The organism is Leptolyngbya sp. BL0902, from assembly GCF_016403105.1.
Classification (GTDB): Bacteria; Cyanobacteriota; Cyanobacteriia; order Phormidesmidales; family Phormidesmidaceae; genus Nodosilinea.
On sequence record NZ_CP046155.1, the window covers coordinates 3843637 to 3860700 of the forward strand.

The following is a 17064-nucleotide window of genomic DNA, read 5'->3' on the forward strand; positions in this document are numbered from 1 at the left end:
GCGTGAGCAGGGTGCCCGGAAGCAGCGAGAGAAAATTAACCCAGCGGTTCATGCCAAACGGGGGGCGTACCGATTGACCCCATTATACGGGGCATCCTGAAGGGCAGGCCGGGGCTACAGTTCGCCGTACTCCTGCAAAAACTGAATGAAATCGGCTATGGCTGCTTCGACTTCGGTACTGGGGTTGAGTAAATACCGTGCTTGAAGAACGATCCATCGATTTTGGATTCGAGCTCGGCGAGCCGCTCGTTCTCTTTCCTCAAGGCTTCGTTGCCTTTCCTCAGCTCGTTCATTCGCTGCTCGTGCTGCGTCCTCCTCTCTTCGTCGAGCCTCTTCCTCTCTTCGTCGAGCCTCTTCCTCTCTTTGCTCTCTTGCCTCAGCTCGTTCATTCGCAATGCGTGCTGCTTCTCGATTTCGACGGTCCCATTCAGTGCAAAAACCAACCAGCGCCACCACGAGGGCGGCCACGGTACATCGGTTGCTCCAGGTGCGGGCGTTGGTGACGTATCCGAGGAGGGTGAAGTCGGTTTCATCGTAAAACCTCAGAAAGGCGATGCTGATAATCAGGATCGTGAGCAGGGTGCCCGGAAGCAGTGAGAGAAAATTAACCCAGCGGTTCATGCCAAACGGGGGGCGTGCCGATTGACCTCATTATACGAGCCATCCTTGAGGGCAGGCTGAGGCTACAGTTCACCATACTCCTGCAAAAACTGAATGAAATCGGCTATGGCTGCTTCGCCTTCGGCGCTGGGGTTGAGTAAATACCGTGCTTGGAGAAGGATCCATCGATTTTGGATTCGAGCTCGGCGAGCCGCTCGTTCGTTTTCCTCAGTTCGCTCATTCGCTGCTCGTGCTTCTGCTGATTCTCTTCGTCGAGCCTCCTCCTCTCTTCGCGCTCTTTCCTCATCTCGTTCATTCGCAGTGCGTGCTGCTTCTCGATTTCGACGGTCCCATTCAGTGCAAAAACCAACCAGCGCCACCACGAGGGCGGCCACGGTACATCGGTTGCTCCAGGTGCGGGTGTTGGCGACGTATCCGAGGAGGGTGAAGTCGGTTTCATCGTAAAACCTCAGAAAGGCGATGCTGATAATCAGGATCGTGAGCAGGGTGCCCGGAAGCAGTGAGAGAAAATTAACCCAGCGGTTCATGCCAAACGGGGGGCGTGCCGATTGACCTCATTATACGAGCCATCCTTGAGGGCAGGCTGAGGCTACAGTTCACCATACTCCTGCAAAAACTGAATGAAATCGGCTATGGCTGCTTCGCCTTCGGCGCTGGGGTTGAGTAAATACCGTGCTTGGAGAAGGATCCATCGATTTTGGATTCGAGCTCGGCGAGCCGCTCGTTCGTTTTCCTCAGTTCGCTCATTCGCTGCTCGTGCTTCTGCTGATTCTCTTCGTCGAGCCTCCTCCTCTCTTCGCGCTCTTTCCTCATCTCGTTCATTCGCAGTGCGTGCTGCTTCTCGATTTCGACGGTCCCATTCAGTGCAAAAACCAACCAGCGCCACCACGAGGGCGGCCACGGTACATCGGTTGCTCCAGGTGCGGGTGTTGGCGACGTATCCGAGGAGGGTGAAGTCGGTTTCATCGTAGAACCTCAGAAAGGCGATGCTGATAATCAGGATCGTGAGCAGGGTGCCCGGAAGCAGTGAGAGAAAGTTAACCCAGCGGTTCATGCCAAGGAAAAACGCCGAATACGTCCATTATACGGGGCACCTTTGGGGCGTGTTAATGTGCCGTCAGAACGCCCAAGTCGCCGCTGGGAGCATCGCTCGATGGATGGGGCTAGATGGGTTAGGGTGATGGGGAACTCAACCGCCTCCTTGGCCGACATGGGGAGGAAGATCGATCCGCCGCCCAACGCCTGAAAAGAGAGCCTGCCATGGTACGCAACACGATGAAACGTGCGAAACGTTTTTTGGCCTTCACCTTGGCGGCCTATGGGCTGGCCTTGGGGGCCAATTTCGCCTACGGAATGAGCAGCCCAACTTGGGCGACAGACCCAACGGCGGCGGCGGTTGCGGCGGAGAATCCTCTAGAACGGCGGACTCAACACCAGGATATACAGGATACAGAGGAGTCTGCGGACGGGGTGGAGGCGGTGGTAGAGTCCCGTCCTACCCTGGAAGCGATGGACGCACCCGACCCAGAAGCAATCTCAGAACCCGGGGCAGCGACAGAAACGGAGTGGGAACTGGGAGTAGAGTGGGAGTCTGAAACGCCTTGGCCCTTGGGCAATCGCAACCCGGCTGAGGCAGAGGCCCAGAATGCTGTTGGCCCTGGGGAAGCTGTTGCGGAGGACGGGCCAGACGCGGAGACCGAGGCCGCAGCGGAGCAGCCTTCAACAACAGAAGCGTCCTCGGCAGGGGAGTCCTCAGAGGTAGAAGCTTCAGATGCAGAGTCCCCAGGAGCAGAGTCCCCAGAAGCAGAGTCCTCAGAGGCCGCCTCATCGATAGATCGGGCGCGGTTATTCATCGGGCTTTCGGAGGATCAAGTTAAGCGCAGTCAGCTTTTGATGGAGGCAGATCAGCATTTTCTGGCGGGAGATCGGGCGGCGGCGAATGCGCTCTATCGTCAGGCGAAGGAGGCCAAATGGCTGGCGGAAATGACCAGCGGTGAAGTCATTGTGCCCATCACCGACCCCGAAGATCTGTCTCCGGCGGGTCGGGTGTATTGGCGCGAAGCCCAGGCCGGATTGGATTCTGGCTTTCCCAACCGGGTGTTGGTACCGCTAGAACTGTTGGTACGAGACTATCCTGACTTTTTGCCCGCCCAGTCTCTCTATGGGCGCTACTTGATCCAGCAGGGGCGCACGGAGGAGGCGCGGCAACTCCTAGAGTCCTTGGCGCTGCGGTTTCCCTACCATCCCGATGTGCTGAACGCCCAAATTCAGCTTCAGATGGCTCAGGAGCAGTGGATTGAAGCGGCGATCACCGCCAACCAGTTTGCCCTGCTTAACCCCGAACACCCCGATGCCGGAGCCATGGAGCAACTGGCCCAGGAGAACTTCAACCGCTTCCGAGGCCAGATCAACGCTAACCTCACCCGCAACCTGGTAGGCAACATCATCACGGGCGCGGCCAGCTACTTCCTCACCGGGGGGCTGTTTGGCCCCTTCACTGCCCTCAACTCCGGCATTTTGATGATGCAGGGGGAAAGCGTGCTGGGGCAGCAGGTGGCGGATCAGGTCAAGCGTCAGTTGCCCATCGTCACCGACCCGGAGGTGCGGGACTACGTCAACGAGATTGGCCACAAACTCGCCGCCCTGGCCGGACGGGATGAGTTTAACTACAGCTTTGAGGTGGTGATGGATGAGAATCTCAACGCCTTTGCCCTGCCGGGAGGAAAGATCTTCATCAACGCCGGAGCCATCACCAATAGCTATTCCGAAGCAGAACTGGCCGGACTGCTGGGCCACGAAATTTCCCATGCGGTGCTATCCCATGGATTCCAAATGGTGACTCAGGGCAACCTCACCGCCAGCCTTGCGGCCTTTATCCCCGTGCCCCAGGTGGCCAACATCGCCGCCAACCTGTTGGTAGCCAGCTATTCCCGCGATATGGAGCGTCAGTCCGACATTTTGGGCACTAAGCTCCTCGCCACCGGGAACTATGCCGCCGACGGCCTCCACAACCTGATGACCACCCTCGAAGCCGAACACGGCAATCGCGGCGTCACCTGGTTTGCCTCCCACCCCAACCCTGGGGAGCGGGTGAGCTACATCAAACAACTCATCGACCAAGGCGGCTTCGACCGCTACACCTACGAAGGCGTGGAAAAGCACCTGACTGTGCGCCTCAAAACCCTCCAGCTCATCAACGAGTACAAACTGGAGAACAGCCGCCAGGATAAGCTTCCCCGCCGTTAGGCTGGCCATCGCGGTTCCCTCGCCTACGGGGGAACTGCGGTGGAAGGACGATTAAAGAAATAAGAGGCCTTGCTCAGCCCCTTGCGCGTCATACACTGACCCCCAAATGACTGTACGCCGTACAACCATCTATGCCGTGCCGCGTCGGATCAACGGTGAATTAATATGGGCAGAGCGAGACTCGAACTCGCACGACCGAAGTCGCCACATTTTGAGTGTGGTGCGTCTACCAATTTCGCCATCCGCCCTTGGATGAATCCCCATTATACTCAATGGCGCGGTTTTTCACCAGGGCACCGTAGGCCGGACTGCTGGCCCAGCGATCAATCTCCCTGGCCCGCAGCACCGGAACGGGGTGGGTAAGCCCTTGGGTACGCAGTTGCTTGAGGGCGTCGCCGAGGGCGTCCTGGCTCAGATCGTCGTAGGCGCGGGCTTGATCGATAAAGGCGTCCACACTCAGTTCAGAAACGAGGGACGGAGAGCCGCCGCAGAGCTTCATCAGCAACGACGCCACAATGCGCGGATCCTGAGCCACCAGCAGGGCGGCCCGGTCGCAGGTAAACTCGGCACAGCGCACCCATTCCATCAGCCGATTTTGCAGCCCCTGGGACATTTCCGCCCCAAAGGGAAGCTGGCTGGCGGCGAGGGTAATCAGGTTAGCCACCGTCAGGTAAAGGCTGTGGTCGCACTTGAGATGGCCCAGTTCGTGGGCGATCACTGCCTGAGTTTCCGCTGGGGTCAACAGTTCGATCAGGGCGGTATGGATGACGATGAAGGGTCGCTCGCCCCGCATGGCAAAGGTGTAGGCATTGGGAACGGGGTTCTGCCGCACGTAGAGCTGAGGCACGTCTAAATCGAGAATTTGGCAGGCTTCTACCAAAGCCCCATGGAGGCTGGGCAGTTGTCGCTCACTGACCTGAATGCCCGACGCCAGGTTTTCTAAATGAAAAAACGATTCCGCCAGAGGAGCCACCACCATCCGCACCAGCACATCCAATCCCGGTAGTTGTTGTAGGGCGCGGGTGGCTTCGAGATCGAGGGGATGGCGAAACTGATTGGCTTGGAGACCAGTCAGCAGAGTTTTACCAGGCATAGGCGGGCCAAGGGTAGGATGATCAGGGCGCAAGGCTCCTTCCCCTAGGGTAATACAGGCCCCCAAGGACGGGTAGCGCTGGCCCAGTGGCTCAGGCTTTTCGGTATCCCCGGCGACCCCCTAGGCTTGCTCAGCCTGGTGGACTGGCAAAACCTGCTAGAACCCACGCCTGTGGAAGGGGCAGGAGACCTGACCCCTACATGAACCCAATGCGGTAGAGGCGCAATTCTCACGTCCGCCCCAGAATCCTTTGTCAGCCAGTCTCTAGCAGGATTTCGTATGGCCCCCATCCAAGACCGTCATGAAATCTACGACTCAGCCTGGGATTCAGAGTTTACACAGGTCAAAAACCCTTCCTGATTTGTCAGGTTTAAGGCGGGCTGAAAGCCGGGATAGCACCGTACCAGCACCGTATCGCTGCTGCGGGTGACATACAGAACATGGATGGGGTTGCCATTAAGGATGGCGGGCACTAGGCGCGGCGGCAGAGGAGCCGTGGCCCAGGTGGGCACCCAGAGCCCCAAGCCCACAACGCCCAACGCCGTGAGTAGACCTAGGGCAAGAAACCCCAAAATTGCCCAGCGCCCAAGGCGGAGGGGTTTCAGCAAGGTTTTTATGGCCATAACAAAAACTCGGCAGTATGAGGATGCTTTGATCCTCCACCACCGAGCCTTATAAACAGCGATAGCTTAAGCAAGTTGTAAGGTTCGCTGGCTCTAAATATCTAGCCCCAGGGCACCGAGAATAAACTTGAGCAGGGAGCTCACGATAGCCAAGGCAATGGCCCCCATGATGGCACTCCAGATGCCCCAGCGCAGGCGGAAACCGTCAACTAACCAGGCCGCAAGGCCAAACACAATGATGGAGCCCAAGAGCGGGACAATTCCTAGGGTTAAAATGAAAACGCCCGTGCGAAATGCAGACGGGAAAAATCCCCAAAAGCCATCAAAGGCTCCAATAATAGCCCCACCTAGAAGCGCTTTAATCGGACTATCAATCTCAACCCCAACGGGAGGAATTTTTGAAATGATTAGCAAGCCAACCGCTAGGACAATAACACTAATCAAAAAGTAAATGATTGGGCTCATTGGGGATACTCCTCACACAGGGTTTCTTAACAATCTATAAATTATCGGTAGGGGCAGATCGGCAGACTAGGGCCTTGGGGAAGGGCCTAGCCGTCTCTCCTGATCTCCTATACGGGAGATAGCTTCGCTGCCCACTTCGGAATTTTACCCCAGAAGGAAACGGCTTTTCCTCAAGTGTTAAGGATCATGATGGGCCGCTAGGATGGTGGGGCAGACCTCTAAGCTGTGAGGCCCAGGGCTTCAGCAAGGGCCTTGAGGACATCAGCCTCTCGTTCGCTAATTCGGCTACCACCAATGCCTAGAAAGCTACTTTCCCGCTGAGATTCGGCCACCCGCTGAGCAATGGACATCAGCCAAGTCTTAAATTCCGTCGCCTGGGCTCCAGTTACTTTTTGATCTAGAATGGCCGAAATCACCTGGAAACTCTCCACAGCCCGATCTCGAGCATCCTTAGACTTCTTAAAGGTTTGAATAATCCCTAGCAGTTCAAACTGCTTTTTAAGAATTAGTTGTTCTCCCGTGAGGGATTCTTTAGCGTCCTTTTCAGCCAGGGCCGCTACCAGGGCTGGCATAAGATCCCCCGACAGATCCGTACGCCTTAAATCTTCGGTGACAATTGTTACGCCAGCGATGAGTTCTTGGAGAAAGGAAATAGGGTCAACCTTATCAGCCAAACATACCGCCATCACCGCTTCCATCGGAGCTTGCAGAAGCGCTGTCCACTCTTCTTCCGTAAAGTTTTGCCGCATAACCTTTCTCAAACCACAACACAGACATGCTTAGGCATACCATACGCCATTAACAATAGGGGCTAAACCTATGAAATGTATAGGTTTCCCTCGGTTGGTCAAAGTTTTGCTAGGCTAGCTTCACCTTGGCGCAAGGTTTGGAGGGCTACAACCGTGACGTGGATCACAGTTTTCAGGGGCAACCTTGGGGTACCTGTGAGCTTAGGGCATCGGTGAGAGGTGGCCCGGATCGATCAACCGTTGTTCACGATGGAACATGAGCCGCTATGTCGTTTTCTCCTGAGACCTGTGGGCCGTTCTGGATGGGTGCTGCCGACGTGGTGGGCGATGCTCCTACGGGTATGGCACTAGACCCCCAGGCCAAATCCCAGTCCGCTGACCCAGGGCCAGAGGAAACCCTTTTGTTTGAAGGTCGCTATGCCGGACAGATGGATATGGCGGCAGACGTGGGCACCGTGGGACAGTATCTCAACGGCCATCGCTGTTGGTTCCCTCGCTGTGCTCATCCCATGCAGGTTTCGCCCATTTCAGATCATGGCTACGCCTTAGTCGTCGGGCGTTTTTCAGTACTAGGCTATGAGGTAGAGCCCCAGGTGGGCCTTTACCTTTCGCCCCTTGATCATGGCATTTATCGCATTGATACGATGCCCATTCCAGGCTACGTGCCACCGGGCTATGACGTGAATTTTCAGTCGGTGTTGACCCTCCGCGAAGAACACCCCCAGGGGGCTCCCCTCACCCAGGTAGACTGGACGCTCACCCTCACCGTCGGTATCCATAAGCCCCGATTTCTCAACGCGCTGCCCCAAGCCTTGGTCAAGGCATCAGGCGATAAACTCCTTAACCAGGTGGTGCGTCAGGTATCCAAACGCTTGACCCGCAAGGTGCAGGAGGACTTTCATCACACCCGCTGTCTGCCCTTACCTGAGAGCTACCACCGTCACCATTTTTGGTCTCACTGGGGCAAAACCCCTAACCGCCAAGACGTTGAGACGTGAACCCAAAACCAAAGCCTGCGGCGGAGAAAAGATCTCAACCACAGGCTCTGGTTCGGTATCTAGGCGAGGGGCCGCAATCAGGCCAACCTACAGGTTAGACAGCAGTCGTTGGACGATTTGCACCCCCGTCAGCGCCTGCCAGCCAAATAAGCCCACCAGAATCACATTGAGGGAAATGTGGCTGAGGCGGGCGGTTTCGCTACCCTTTTGCATGAAGGGAACTAGGGCAGCGGAGGTGGTAATGAGTCCGGCCATCCCTAAGCCCACCAGTAGGTGCGGCCCCACAAACAGCTTGCCGCTTTCGAGGTAGGTGGCTCCCATGCCGCCGATGGTGCCCAACACCATAAACGCCATCAGCACAGAGCCCACCTTGTGGTGCTTGAGGGCAAACTTGCCTTTGATCAGTTCCTTGCGGGTTTCGGCATCGGCGAGGCGGGTGCGACGGGCCTGAATACCCAAATACATCGCATAGAGGGTAGCGGCCAACAACACCCACATCAAGACAGGGTGAACAAAATTAAGCCAGGGCTGGAAGGTGTCTGCGGTCATAGTGAGGGGTGAAAAGCTTAAGGTTTCTTAAATGATTATACGGTCACGCTTCTGGCCTTGGCAAAGCGGAAACCGCGTTCTAATCCCTTGGGGTGGGGAAGGGGGAGCAGGTTTGATCGACACAGGCAGGGTAGGCAGGTTGATAGAGATCGGCCCGTTGGCCAAAGAGTTGATAGCGGTGGTCGCGAATGTAGGCATAGACCTGATCCCCCGTAGATTTGGCACCGGGTAAAGCTCGATAAGCCGCCACCAGCCCTTGCAGAATGGGCATTTGGCGACCAATCTCCTCAGCCGCATCGCTGCCTTGCCAGCGGCGGCTAGGTTGGGCCAAGTCAATCACAATCATGCCCGCTTCCCCATCGGCAGGGGTCAGGCCAAAGGGAGCTAGGGCCGCGTTATCCTGCATGGGCACATACTGAAAGCGCTGCCCTTGGTCTACGGTTTCTAGCACCCGCACCAGGTTGACACAGAGATTGCAGTGGCCGTCGTAGATGATGCAGTACATGGGGGTTATCGACGATTGGTGACAAAACAGCGTGACGAAGCCGCGTGACGAGGCAGCGCGAACAAACCGGGTAAAAAAATCCCAGGATTCTTCTGGAACCCTGGGATAAGGAGAATCAACGTTAGGTTACGGCCTAGGCGATAGACGCCATCCGCACATCGCTGGTGGCCAGCAATTGCTGGAGCTCGTCGGCATCGACGGTTTCCTTATCCACCAGCATCCGGGCCAGTTGGTCGAGGATGTGGCGGTTGCCGACCAGCACATCCTTGGCGCGGCGGTAGGCTTCGTCCACCAGGGAACGCACTTCAGAATCGATGGTGGCGGCGGTTTCTTCAGAGAAATCGCGCTCGGCGGCAATGTCGCGGCCCAGGAACATGTTGCCCTGCTGGCGACCGAGGGCCACGGGGCCGAGTTTGTCGCTCATGCCGAAGCGAGTCACCATTTGGCGGGCCACGCGGGCCACCTGTTGCAGGTCGTTGGATGCCCCGGTGGTGACTTCCTCTTCGCCAAAGATGATTTCCTCAGCGATGCGGCCACCGAGGGCCACGGCCATCTGGTTTTGCAGGTAGGAGCGGGAATAGAGGCCCGATTCCAGGCGATCTTCGCTGGGGGTAAACCAGGTGAGACCACCCGCCCGACCGCGAGGGATGATGCTGATTTTCTGCACGGGGTCGTAGTCCGGCATCAGGGCACCGACGAGGGCGTGACCCGCTTCGTGGTAAGCGACCAGTTCCTTGCGGCGTTCGCTCATGACGCGGTCTTTCTTCTCAGGGCCAGCCAGCACCCGGTCGATGGCGTCGTTCACCTCATCCATGGAGATTTCGGTGAGGTTGCGACGGGCGGCGAGGATGGCGGCCTCGTTCAGCAGGTTGGACAGGTCGGCCCCGGTGAAGCCAGGGGTACGACGGGCGATCTTTTGCAGATCCACATCCTTGGAGAAGGTTTTGCCACGGGCGTGGACGTTGAGGATTTCCAAGCGTCCGGCGTAGTCGGGCCGATCCACCACCACCTGGCGGTCAAAGCGACCGGGGCGCAGTAGGGCGGCATCCAGCACGTCGGGGCGGTTGGTAGCGGCGATGATGATGATCCCGGTGTTGCCCTCAAAGCCGTCCATTTCGGTCAGCAGTTGGTTGAGGGTTTGTTCCCGTTCGTCGTTGCCGCCGCCGAGACCTGCACCCCGCTGACGACCCACGGCGTCAATCTCGTCGATGAACACGATACAGGGCGCGTTGGCCTTGGCCTGTTCAAACAGGTCGCGGACGCGGGAGGCACCGACCCCGACGAACATCTCCACAAACTCAGAACCGGAGATGGAGAAGAAGGGTACCCCCGCTTCGCCCGCAACGGCCTTGGCCAGCAGGGTTTTACCCGTCCCCGGAGGCCCAACCAGCAGCACGCCCTTAGGAATTTTGGCCCCCACGGCGGTGAAGCGGTCGGCGTTCTTGAGGAAGTCCACCACTTCGGTGAGTTCCAGCTTGGCCTGCTCAATGCCAGCCACATCGCCAAAGGTGACTTGGGTTTGGGGCTCCATCTGCACGCGGGCCTTGGACTTGCCAAAGTTCATGGCTTGGCTACCGGGGCCATTTTGGGCGCGGCGCAGCACAAAGAACAGCACCACCAGCAGCAGCACCGGAATCAACAGGGTACTAAAGGCGCGAACCCAAACGCTGTCGTCGCTTTGGGGCAGCACCACAATGTCCACATTGTTGGTTTCTAGGGTGCTGATCAGTTCGGGATCGTTGGGCAGGTTGACGATGATTTGGCCGTTGCCCGCCGGATCCGTGAACCGGGCGCGGGTGCGGTCAGAGCTGATGCTGACCCGCTCGATTTGATTGCCTTGCACAGCGTCTAGGAACTTGCTGTAGCGCCAAGTCTGGGTTTCTACCCCAGAGCCATCAAAGATGGCCGTGGCCAGGGCGATGACCACCACCACCAGCAGTGCGTATAGACCTGCATTTCTCCACCGTTTATTCACCGGGGTAATGCCTCCACTAATGTGTTGAACGTGTTGTTGAACGGGAACCGTGTTGTGTCAGAAACAGGGTTATCTCAGATTGGGTTTCGAGTAAACCGTTTAATTAGAAGATTATTAACTAATGTTAACGTTATCTGCCGGAATGGGCCATCTTCTAGCCGAATTCTGTTCTGAGTTTAGCCTTCGGCGACCTCGAAGAGAGCCCGTAACTCCCGCAGGCCATCGGCTTGGGGGTTAAACACCAGTCTACTGTGATTGGCTATCACCGTGTGAATTGGGATGATCTGCACCACCGCATTGGTATAGGCCAATCCTTCGAGCTGCGAGACCACCGCTGGCCCCCAAGGATCTTGGCAAACGGGGAGGCCCTGATTCTGTAAATGGGCTAACATCTGCTGCCTTGCGATCCCGGGCAGGAGACCATCCGCTAGGGGCGGCGTCCACCATTGCCCCTGACCCCAGCCCCAGAGGTTGCCCGTGCTGGTCTCCAGCCAGTGACCTGCGGCGTCGGTCAAAATGGCCTCGGCGGCTCCCTGGCATTGGGCTTGGTGGAGCGCCAGCCAACTGCCCAGGTAGTTCCCGGTTTTGTGGTTGGGGATCGCTCGCTGGTAGGGTTCACCCATGGCTACCCAGGCGGTGATGCCATGGCGCTGCTTTTGGGACAAATCGACAGGTAAGGGGCGTCCGGTAATCAACTCCCGCCCGTCGGGGAAGCAGGTGATCCGCAGGACGGGAAAGGTCTGCTGCACCCAGTTCGCTCCCTGGCGCACCCGATCCCAATCTGGTGCTGACCACTGAAAGGTTTCTATCGTACGGCGTAGGCGCTGAAGGTGATCATCCCACCCCGTGAGGGGATGATCGAGGTGGTGCTGATAAATTCGCAGGGTCGTAAAGGCGGTTGCCCCGTAGAGAAACGCAGGGTCGTTGACGGCAAGGGAAATGGTGTCCCCTTCCATGGGTTGGCCATTGAACCAGTAGACCATCGGGCGAGTTCATCTAAGGTAGCGGCTGGGGACAGAATGACCGGGGGTTAGCTGCCGCGATAGGTGCTGTAGGACCAGGGAGAGACCAGCAGCGGCACATGATAGTGACTGGTGGGATCGGCCACGGTGAAGCGGATGGGGATTTGATCCAAAAAGGGTGGCTCGGAGAGGGCGGCTCCGGTGGTGGCAAAGTAGGCCGCCACATCAAAGGTAATTTCGTAGGTGCCCTTCAGGAGTTCATCGCCGTCTAACAGGGGTTCGCTGGTGCGGCCATCGCTGTTGGTTTCCACGGTTTTCAGTGCCGTTTTGATGTCGGCATCATTATTGATGGCCCAGACTGTGAGCCGCAACGAAGCGGCGGGTTTACCCAGGGCTGTATCAAGGACGTGGGTGGTAAGTCGGCCCATTGTGAAGGTGCAGGTTTCTAGTCGTACAGTCAAAGCATATAGTAAGACGCTCGCTGGAGGGCGGCTCTACGGAAAGATTTCATGCTAGGGCTGGCCTGGGTCATCGGCCACCGCTAATCCTTGGGCGTTTGGGCCATGCAGATTCGGCCAGCCCCAGGGTAAACGGTCTCATTACCCCAACGCGATGGAAATCGGGTCTATCATGCAGACAGTAGGCACCGCTTGAAGCCAATCCTAGAGTATTTCCACCATGCCCCATCCCACAGGCCCCCAGGAACAGCGCCAGCCCCCTGCCTCCCGACGGCGATCCTTTCTGAAATACCTCGTCGGCGGCAGTATGGGAGCCATTGCCCTAGGGTTGCTCCGTCCCAATGACGGCTCAGCCCAGGATTTGGAACAACTGTGTTCCACCTTTCCCCACAATTCCCGCTGCCAAGACTATTTACCCGGAGTGCCCGCCCTAGATGTCGATGGCACTCCCCTAGCGGTTGATACCTGGTTGCCCTCGACGACTCCCGGCGAACCCGTAGCGGTGACGGGGATCCCCAACCAAATCACCTACCTCGTCATCCTCGATGGGCCAAGCCTTGCCCCCTACGGCCTCAATCCCCGCTGTCCTCACCTAGGCTGCACAGTGGATTGGAACACCGATCAGCAGCGCTTTATCTGCCCCTGCCATGGATCTCAGTTTGATGGGGTTGGCCAAGTGGTGCGCGGCCCTGCCAACCAACCGCTGCCCCTAGTCACTGTGATAGAACGACAAAATCAAGTGAGGCTGGTGGCTCAAGCCCCTATTCTGGATCCTCGCTAAGGCGGGTTCTCGTCCAGGCGGTCAGCGGAGGAACCCAGATCAACCCCAAATATCTCCCAGAAATATCCCCTAGGAGGATGACGTTCTAAAGGATGGCGATAATCTGGCTGCAAAGCGGTTTCCCGTCTAGTGGAACTATGGTCGATAATAGAAAGCCCATGCCGTCATACGTTCACCCTAGCGCCCCATGACTCACGCTTTCCTTGATCGCCTCCACAGCCCAGAGCGTCCCGTCCTTGTGTTTGACGGAGCCATGGGCACGAACTTGCAGGTGCAAAACCTGACGGCAGAGGATTTTGGTGGCCCAGAGTACGAAGGCTGCAATGAATACCTGGTCGCCACCAAGCCCGAAGCCGTGGCCCAAGTGCATCGCGCCTTTTTGGAGGCCGGGGCCGATGTGATTGAAACCGACACCTTCGGCGGCACCAGTATCGTGCTGGCGGAGTACGACCTGGCGGATCGGGCCTACGAACTGAACAAAACCGCTGCGGAGTTAGCCCGTCGGGTGGCGGATGAGTTTTCCACACCGGACAAGCCCCGCTTTGTCGCGGGTTCCATGGGGCCGGGGACAAAGCTGCCCACCCTGGGCCACATCGACTTCGACACCCTCAAGGATGCCTACGTGGAGCAGGCCCGTGGGCTCATCGACGGCGGGGTAGACCTGATGCTGGTGGAAACCTGTCAGGACGTGCTGCAAATTAAAGCCGCCCTCAACGGCATCGAAGAAGCCTTTGCCCAACTGGGCAAGCGCCTGCCTTTGATGGTGTCGGTGACGATGGAGCAGCAGGGCACCATGCTGGTGGGCACCGAAATGGCGGCGGCTCTGGCGATTCTGGAACCCTACCCCATCGACATCCTCGGCCTCAACTGCGCCACCGGGCCAGATTTGATGAAGGATCACATCAAACATTTGGCTGAACAGTCGCCCTTTGCTATTTCCTGTATCCCCAATGCGGGACTGCCGGAAAACGTGGGAGGCCACGCGGTCTATCGCCTCACCCCGATGGAACTACGGATGTCGCTGATGCACTTTGTCGAGGACTTGGGCGTGCAGGTCATCGGCGGCTGTTGTGGCACCCGTCCTGAACACATTGCCCAACTGGCAGAATTGGCGAAGGATCTGCGGCCCAAGGAACGGCCTGTGCGGTCAATTCAAAGTGCAGAAGGCAAAGTTCAAAATTCTGATCCCCGTCCGGCGCTTAACTATGTGCCCTCAGCGGCCTCGATCTACAGCACTCAGCCCTACGAGCAGGACAATTCTTTCCTGATTGTGGGGGAACGGCTGAATGCCAGCGGCTCGAAAAAGTGTCGGGAAATGCTGAACGCCGAGGACTGGGATGGTCTGGTGGCCCTGGCGCGGGAACAGGTCAAAGAAGGTGCCCACGTCCTCGATGTCAACGTGGACTATGTGGGCCGCGACGGCGAGCGGGATATGCACGAGCTGGTCTCTCGCCTGGTGACGAACGTCACCCTGCCGCTAATGCTGGACTCCACCGAGTGGCAAAAAATGGAGGCGGGGCTAAAGGTGGCCGGGGGCAAGTGCATCCTCAACTCCACCAACTACGAGGACGGCGACGAGCGCTTCTTTAAGGTGCTAGAACTGGCCAAGAAGTACGGGGCCGGAATTGTGGTCGGCACCATCGACGAAGACGGCATGGCCCGCACGGCGGAGAAGAAATTCCAAATCGCCCAACGCGCCTACCGGGACGCCCTGGAATACGGCATTCCCGCCCACGAAATTTTCTTCGATACCCTGGCCCTGCCCATTTCCACCGGGATTGAAGAAGACCGCGTCAACGGCAAAGAAACCCTCGAATCGATTCGGATGATTACCGAAAACCTGCCCGGTTGCCACATCATGCTGGGGGTATCGAACGTGTCCTTTGGCCTTAATCCCGCCGCCCGTGTCACTTTGAACTCGGTGTTCCTCCATGAGGCGATGCAGGTTGGGCTGGATGGCGCGATTGTGAGTGCCGCCAAGATTTTGCCCCTGGCCAAAATTGAGCCGGATCATCAGCAGGTCTGCCGAGATTTGATCTACGACCGCCGCGAATTTGACGGCGACATCGTCACCTACGATCCCCTCACCAAGCTCACCACCCTGTTTGAAGGCAAGAGCCTGAAGAAAAAAGAGGCCATTGCCAAAGATCTGCCCATTGATGAACAGCTCAAGCAGCACATCATCGACGGCGAGCGCATCGGCCTAGAAGATGCCCTGGCCAAGGCCCTGGAAACCTACCCGCCGCTGGAAATCATCAACACCTTCCTGCTGGACGGCATGAAGGTGGTCGGCGAACTGTTCGGCTCTGGCCAGATGCAGTTGCCCTTTGTGCTGCAATCGGCCCAAACCATGAAAGCCGCCGTGGCCTACCTCGAACCCTTCATGGAAAAGGCCGATAGCGACGGCTCCGGCAAGGGCACCTTCATCATCGCCACGGTGAAGGGCGACGTCCACGACATCGGCAAAAACCTGGTGGACATCATCCTGTCCAACAACGGTTACAAGGTGGTTAACCTCGGCATCAAACAGCCTGTGGAAGCCATCATCCAAGCCTACCGGGAACACCACGCCGACTGCATCGCCATGAGCGGCCTGCTGGTGAAATCCACGGCCTTCATGAAGGACAACCTAGAAACCTTCAACCAAGAGGGCATCACCGTCCCCGTTATCCTCGGCGGCGCGGCGCTGACCCCCAAATTTGTCAACGATGACTGCCAAAAAACCTATAAGGGCAAGGTGGTCTACGGCAAAGACGCCTTCTCCGACCTGCACTTTATGGACAAGCTCATGCCCGCCAAGGCCGAGGGTAAGTGGGATGACCTGAAGGGCTTTTTGGATGAGGAGTTGGTAGAAGGCGAGGAAGTTCAAAATTCAAAAGGCAAAGTTCAAAGTTCGGATGCGGAAACGGACTCCACCACCGCCGAGGCCCCTGTTGAGATTGACATCGACACTACTCGCTCCGATGCCGTCGATCCTACTATCCCCCGCCCCACGCCGCCCTTCTGGGGAACCAAGGTACTGACTCCGGCGGATATTGACCTGGAGGAAGTCTTTGACTACCTGGACTTGCAGGCGCTTTTCGTGGGCCAGTGGCAGTTCCGCAAACCCCAGGAGCAATCCCGCGAGGAATACGATGCCTTCCTGCAAGAAACGGTGCATCCGATTCTGGACAACTGGAAACAGCGGATTTTGGCGGAAAACCTGCTCCATCCTCAGATTGTCTACGGTTACTTCCCCTGCTTGGCGGAAGGGAATAGTCTGCACATCTACGATCCCGTTGTGGTTGAGGAAATGCAAAATGCAAAATGCAAAATGCAAGATTTCCCGGAACCCATCGCTACTTTCACCTTCCCGCGCCAAAAATCCCTGCGGCGGCTCTGCATTGCCGACTTCTTCTTGCCGAAGGAGATGGCTAAACCAGGGGAATTTGACGTGTTCCCCATGCAGGCGGTGACGGTGGGCGAAATTGCCACGGAATTTGCCCAAAAGCTCTTCCAAGCCGACCAATACACCGACTATCTCTACTACTACGGCCTATCGGTACAGGTGGCGGAGGCATTGGCAGAATGGTGCCACGCCCGCGTGCGACGGGAACTGGGCTTTGGCGATTTGGAACCCGAAACCCTGCGGGAAATCCTGCAACAGCGCTACCAAGGATCTCGCTATAGCTTTGGCTATCCCGCCTGCCCCAACATGGCCGACCAGCCGATTCAACTGGACTTGCTCCAGACGGATCGCATCGGCATGACCATCGACGAAAGCGAGCAGCTCTATCCCGAGCAATCTACCACGGCGATCATCGCCTACCACCCCACGGCCAAGTACTTTAGTGCTTAGGGTATAGCCCCTGTGCAGTCGGGGATGCCTAGCCTGGGCAGGGGAGGTATCGGCCCCGGTGCGGAGTGAGGCGGATGCATCTTCCGGCCTCTGAGGCATCGGTCTTGGGGCGCACTGGGATGTCGCCGGCCTATCCGGCCTTGAAACTGTCCTGGTTTCGCCCACACTCTGAGAACGAAGGGGCTACGGTAGACCTACGTT

At 57.6% G+C, this 17064-nt stretch carries 16 protein-coding genes and 1 tRNA gene; 4 read left to right on the plus strand and 13 right to left on the minus strand.

Translation table 11 applies throughout. The annotated features are described in order from the left end of the window. Positions 1–155: 155 nt before the first annotated feature. From GFS31_RS21355 to GFS31_RS17130, 3 genes are all read right to left on the minus strand, one after another. Positions 156–443, minus strand: coding sequence for a hypothetical protein (locus tag GFS31_RS21355; RefSeq protein ID WP_198805961.1), 288 nt, complete (start codon positions 441–443; stop codon positions 156–158). Between the two features lie 240 nt (positions 444–683). After that, the gene (locus GFS31_RS17125; protein ID WP_198805962.1) at positions 684–1148 is read right to left on the minus strand and encodes a hypothetical protein; all 465 of its coding nucleotides are present in this window, start codon (positions 1146–1148) and stop codon (positions 684–686) included. 62 nt (positions 1149–1210) lie between these two features. Then, entirely contained in the window at positions 1211–1675 is a 465-nt protein-coding gene (locus tag GFS31_RS17130; RefSeq protein ID WP_198805962.1) for a hypothetical protein, read from the minus strand. Between the two features lie 221 nt (positions 1676–1896). On the opposite strand from GFS31_RS17130, the gene GFS31_RS17135 reads away from it, so the two are divergent. Further along, positions 1897–3867, plus strand: coding sequence for a M48 family metalloprotease (locus GFS31_RS17135; RefSeq protein WP_225907477.1), 1971 nt, complete (start codon positions 1897–1899; stop codon positions 3865–3867). A 166-nt stretch (positions 3868–4033) separates the two neighbouring features. Here the strand turns inward: GFS31_RS17135 and GFS31_RS17140 are convergent. The 5 genes from GFS31_RS17140 to GFS31_RS17160 form a co-directional block, all read right to left on the minus strand. Further along, positions 4034–4115: transfer RNA gene (locus tag GFS31_RS17140), tRNA-Leu, on the minus strand. Further along, on the minus strand, positions 4094–4960 hold the full coding sequence (locus GFS31_RS17145) for a M48 family metallopeptidase (protein ID WP_198805963.1): 867 nt from the start codon (positions 4958–4960) through the stop codon (positions 4094–4096). Before GFS31_RS17145 ends, GFS31_RS17140 begins: the two co-directional genes overlap by 22 nt. Positions 4961–5268: 308 nt before the next feature. Next, a complete protein-coding gene (locus GFS31_RS17150; protein WP_198805964.1) occupies positions 5269–5583 on the minus strand; it encodes a hypothetical protein in 315 nt (104 codons plus the stop codon). 93 nt (positions 5584–5676) lie between these two features. Further along, positions 5677–6048, minus strand: a complete 372-nt coding sequence (locus tag GFS31_RS17155) for a phage holin family protein (protein ID WP_198805965.1) — start codon at positions 6046–6048, stop codon at positions 5677–5679. A 218-nt stretch (positions 6049–6266) separates the two neighbouring features. Then, the gene (locus tag GFS31_RS17160; protein ID WP_198805966.1) at positions 6267–6797 is read right to left on the minus strand and encodes a hypothetical protein; all 531 of its coding nucleotides are present in this window, start codon (positions 6795–6797) and stop codon (positions 6267–6269) included. A 266-nt stretch (positions 6798–7063) separates the two neighbouring features. Between GFS31_RS17160 and GFS31_RS17165 the strand changes: the two genes are divergently transcribed. After that, the gene (locus GFS31_RS17165) at positions 7064–7795 is read left to right on the plus strand and encodes a DUF1997 domain-containing protein (protein ID WP_225907478.1); all 732 of its coding nucleotides are present in this window, start codon (positions 7064–7066) and stop codon (positions 7793–7795) included. Positions 7796–7882: 87 nt separating this feature from the next. Here GFS31_RS17165 and GFS31_RS17170 read toward each other — a convergent pair whose 3' ends face one another. The 5 genes from GFS31_RS17170 to uraH all read right to left on the minus strand — a co-directional run bounded on the left by GFS31_RS17170 (position 7883) and on the right by uraH (position 12247). Then, positions 7883–8344: a DUF4079 domain-containing protein gene (locus GFS31_RS17170; RefSeq protein ID WP_198805967.1), complete on the minus strand. Its 462-nt coding sequence runs from the start codon at positions 8342–8344 to the stop codon at positions 7883–7885. Positions 8345–8423: 79 nt separating this feature from the next. Continuing rightward, complete coding sequence (locus GFS31_RS17175; protein WP_198805968.1) at positions 8424–8849, minus strand: thiol-disulfide oxidoreductase DCC family protein; 426 nt, start codon at positions 8847–8849, stop codon at positions 8424–8426. Between the two features lie 133 nt (positions 8850–8982). Next, positions 8983–10824 (minus strand): ATP-dependent zinc metalloprotease FtsH3, encoded by a 1842-nt coding sequence (ftsH3, locus tag GFS31_RS17180; protein WP_315865624.1) that lies wholly within the window; start codon positions 10822–10824, stop codon positions 8983–8985. Between the two features lie 176 nt (positions 10825–11000). Next, positions 11001–11807, minus strand: coding sequence for an aminotransferase class IV (locus tag GFS31_RS17185; RefSeq protein ID WP_198805969.1), 807 nt, complete (start codon positions 11805–11807; stop codon positions 11001–11003). Between the two features lie 47 nt (positions 11808–11854). Beyond that, positions 11855–12247 (minus strand): hydroxyisourate hydrolase, encoded by a 393-nt coding sequence (gene uraH, locus GFS31_RS17190; protein ID WP_317135045.1) that lies wholly within the window; start codon positions 12245–12247, stop codon positions 11855–11857. Positions 12248–12464: 217 nt separating this feature from the next. On the opposite strand from uraH, the gene GFS31_RS17195 reads away from it, so the two are divergent. Then, the gene (locus tag GFS31_RS17195) at positions 12465–13025 is read left to right on the plus strand and encodes a Rieske 2Fe-2S domain-containing protein (RefSeq protein ID WP_225907479.1); all 561 of its coding nucleotides are present in this window, start codon (positions 12465–12467) and stop codon (positions 13023–13025) included. A 187-nt stretch (positions 13026–13212) separates the two neighbouring features. Next, positions 13213–16863, plus strand: coding sequence for a methionine synthase (gene metH, locus GFS31_RS17200; protein WP_198805970.1), 3651 nt, complete (start codon positions 13213–13215; stop codon positions 16861–16863). Positions 16864–17064 lie beyond the last annotated feature (201 nt).

Coding starts and splice junctions, on each gene's coding strand:
- GFS31_RS17125 (WP_198805962.1), bottom strand. CDS start 1,148: ATGAACCGCTGGGTTAATTTTCTCTCACTGCTTCCGGGCACCCTGCTC.
- GFS31_RS17130 (WP_198805962.1), bottom strand. CDS start 1,675: ATGAACCGCTGGGTTAACTTTCTCTCACTGCTTCCGGGCACCCTGCTC.
- GFS31_RS17135 (WP_225907477.1), top strand. CDS start 1,897: ATGAAACGTGCGAAACGTTTTTTGGCCTTCACCTTGGCGGCCTATGGG.
- GFS31_RS17145 (WP_198805963.1), bottom strand. CDS start 4,960: ATGCCTGGTAAAACTCTGCTGACTGGTCTCCAAGCCAATCAGTTTCGC.
- GFS31_RS17150 (WP_198805964.1), bottom strand. CDS start 5,583: ATGGCCATAAAAACCTTGCTGAAACCCCTCCGCCTTGGGCGCTGGGCA.
- GFS31_RS17155 (WP_198805965.1), bottom strand. CDS start 6,048: ATGAGCCCAATCATTTACTTTTTGATTAGTGTTATTGTCCTAGCGGTT.
- GFS31_RS17160 (WP_198805966.1), bottom strand. CDS start 6,797: ATGCGGCAAAACTTTACGGAAGAAGAGTGGACAGCGCTTCTGCAAGCT.
- GFS31_RS17165 (WP_225907478.1), top strand. CDS start 7,064: ATGTCGTTTTCTCCTGAGACCTGTGGGCCGTTCTGGATGGGTGCTGCC.
- GFS31_RS17170 (WP_198805967.1), bottom strand. CDS start 8,344: ATGACCGCAGACACCTTCCAGCCCTGGCTTAATTTTGTTCACCCTGTC.
- GFS31_RS17175 (WP_198805968.1), bottom strand. CDS start 8,849: ATGTACTGCATCATCTACGACGGCCACTGCAATCTCTGTGTCAACCTG.
- GFS31_RS17185 (WP_198805969.1), bottom strand. CDS start 11,807: ATGGTCTACTGGTTCAATGGCCAACCCATGGAAGGGGACACCATTTCC.
- GFS31_RS17195 (WP_225907479.1), top strand. CDS start 12,465: ATGCCCCATCCCACAGGCCCCCAGGAACAGCGCCAGCCCCCTGCCTCC.
- metH (WP_198805970.1), top strand. CDS start 13,213: ATGACTCACGCTTTCCTTGATCGCCTCCACAGCCCAGAGCGTCCCGTC.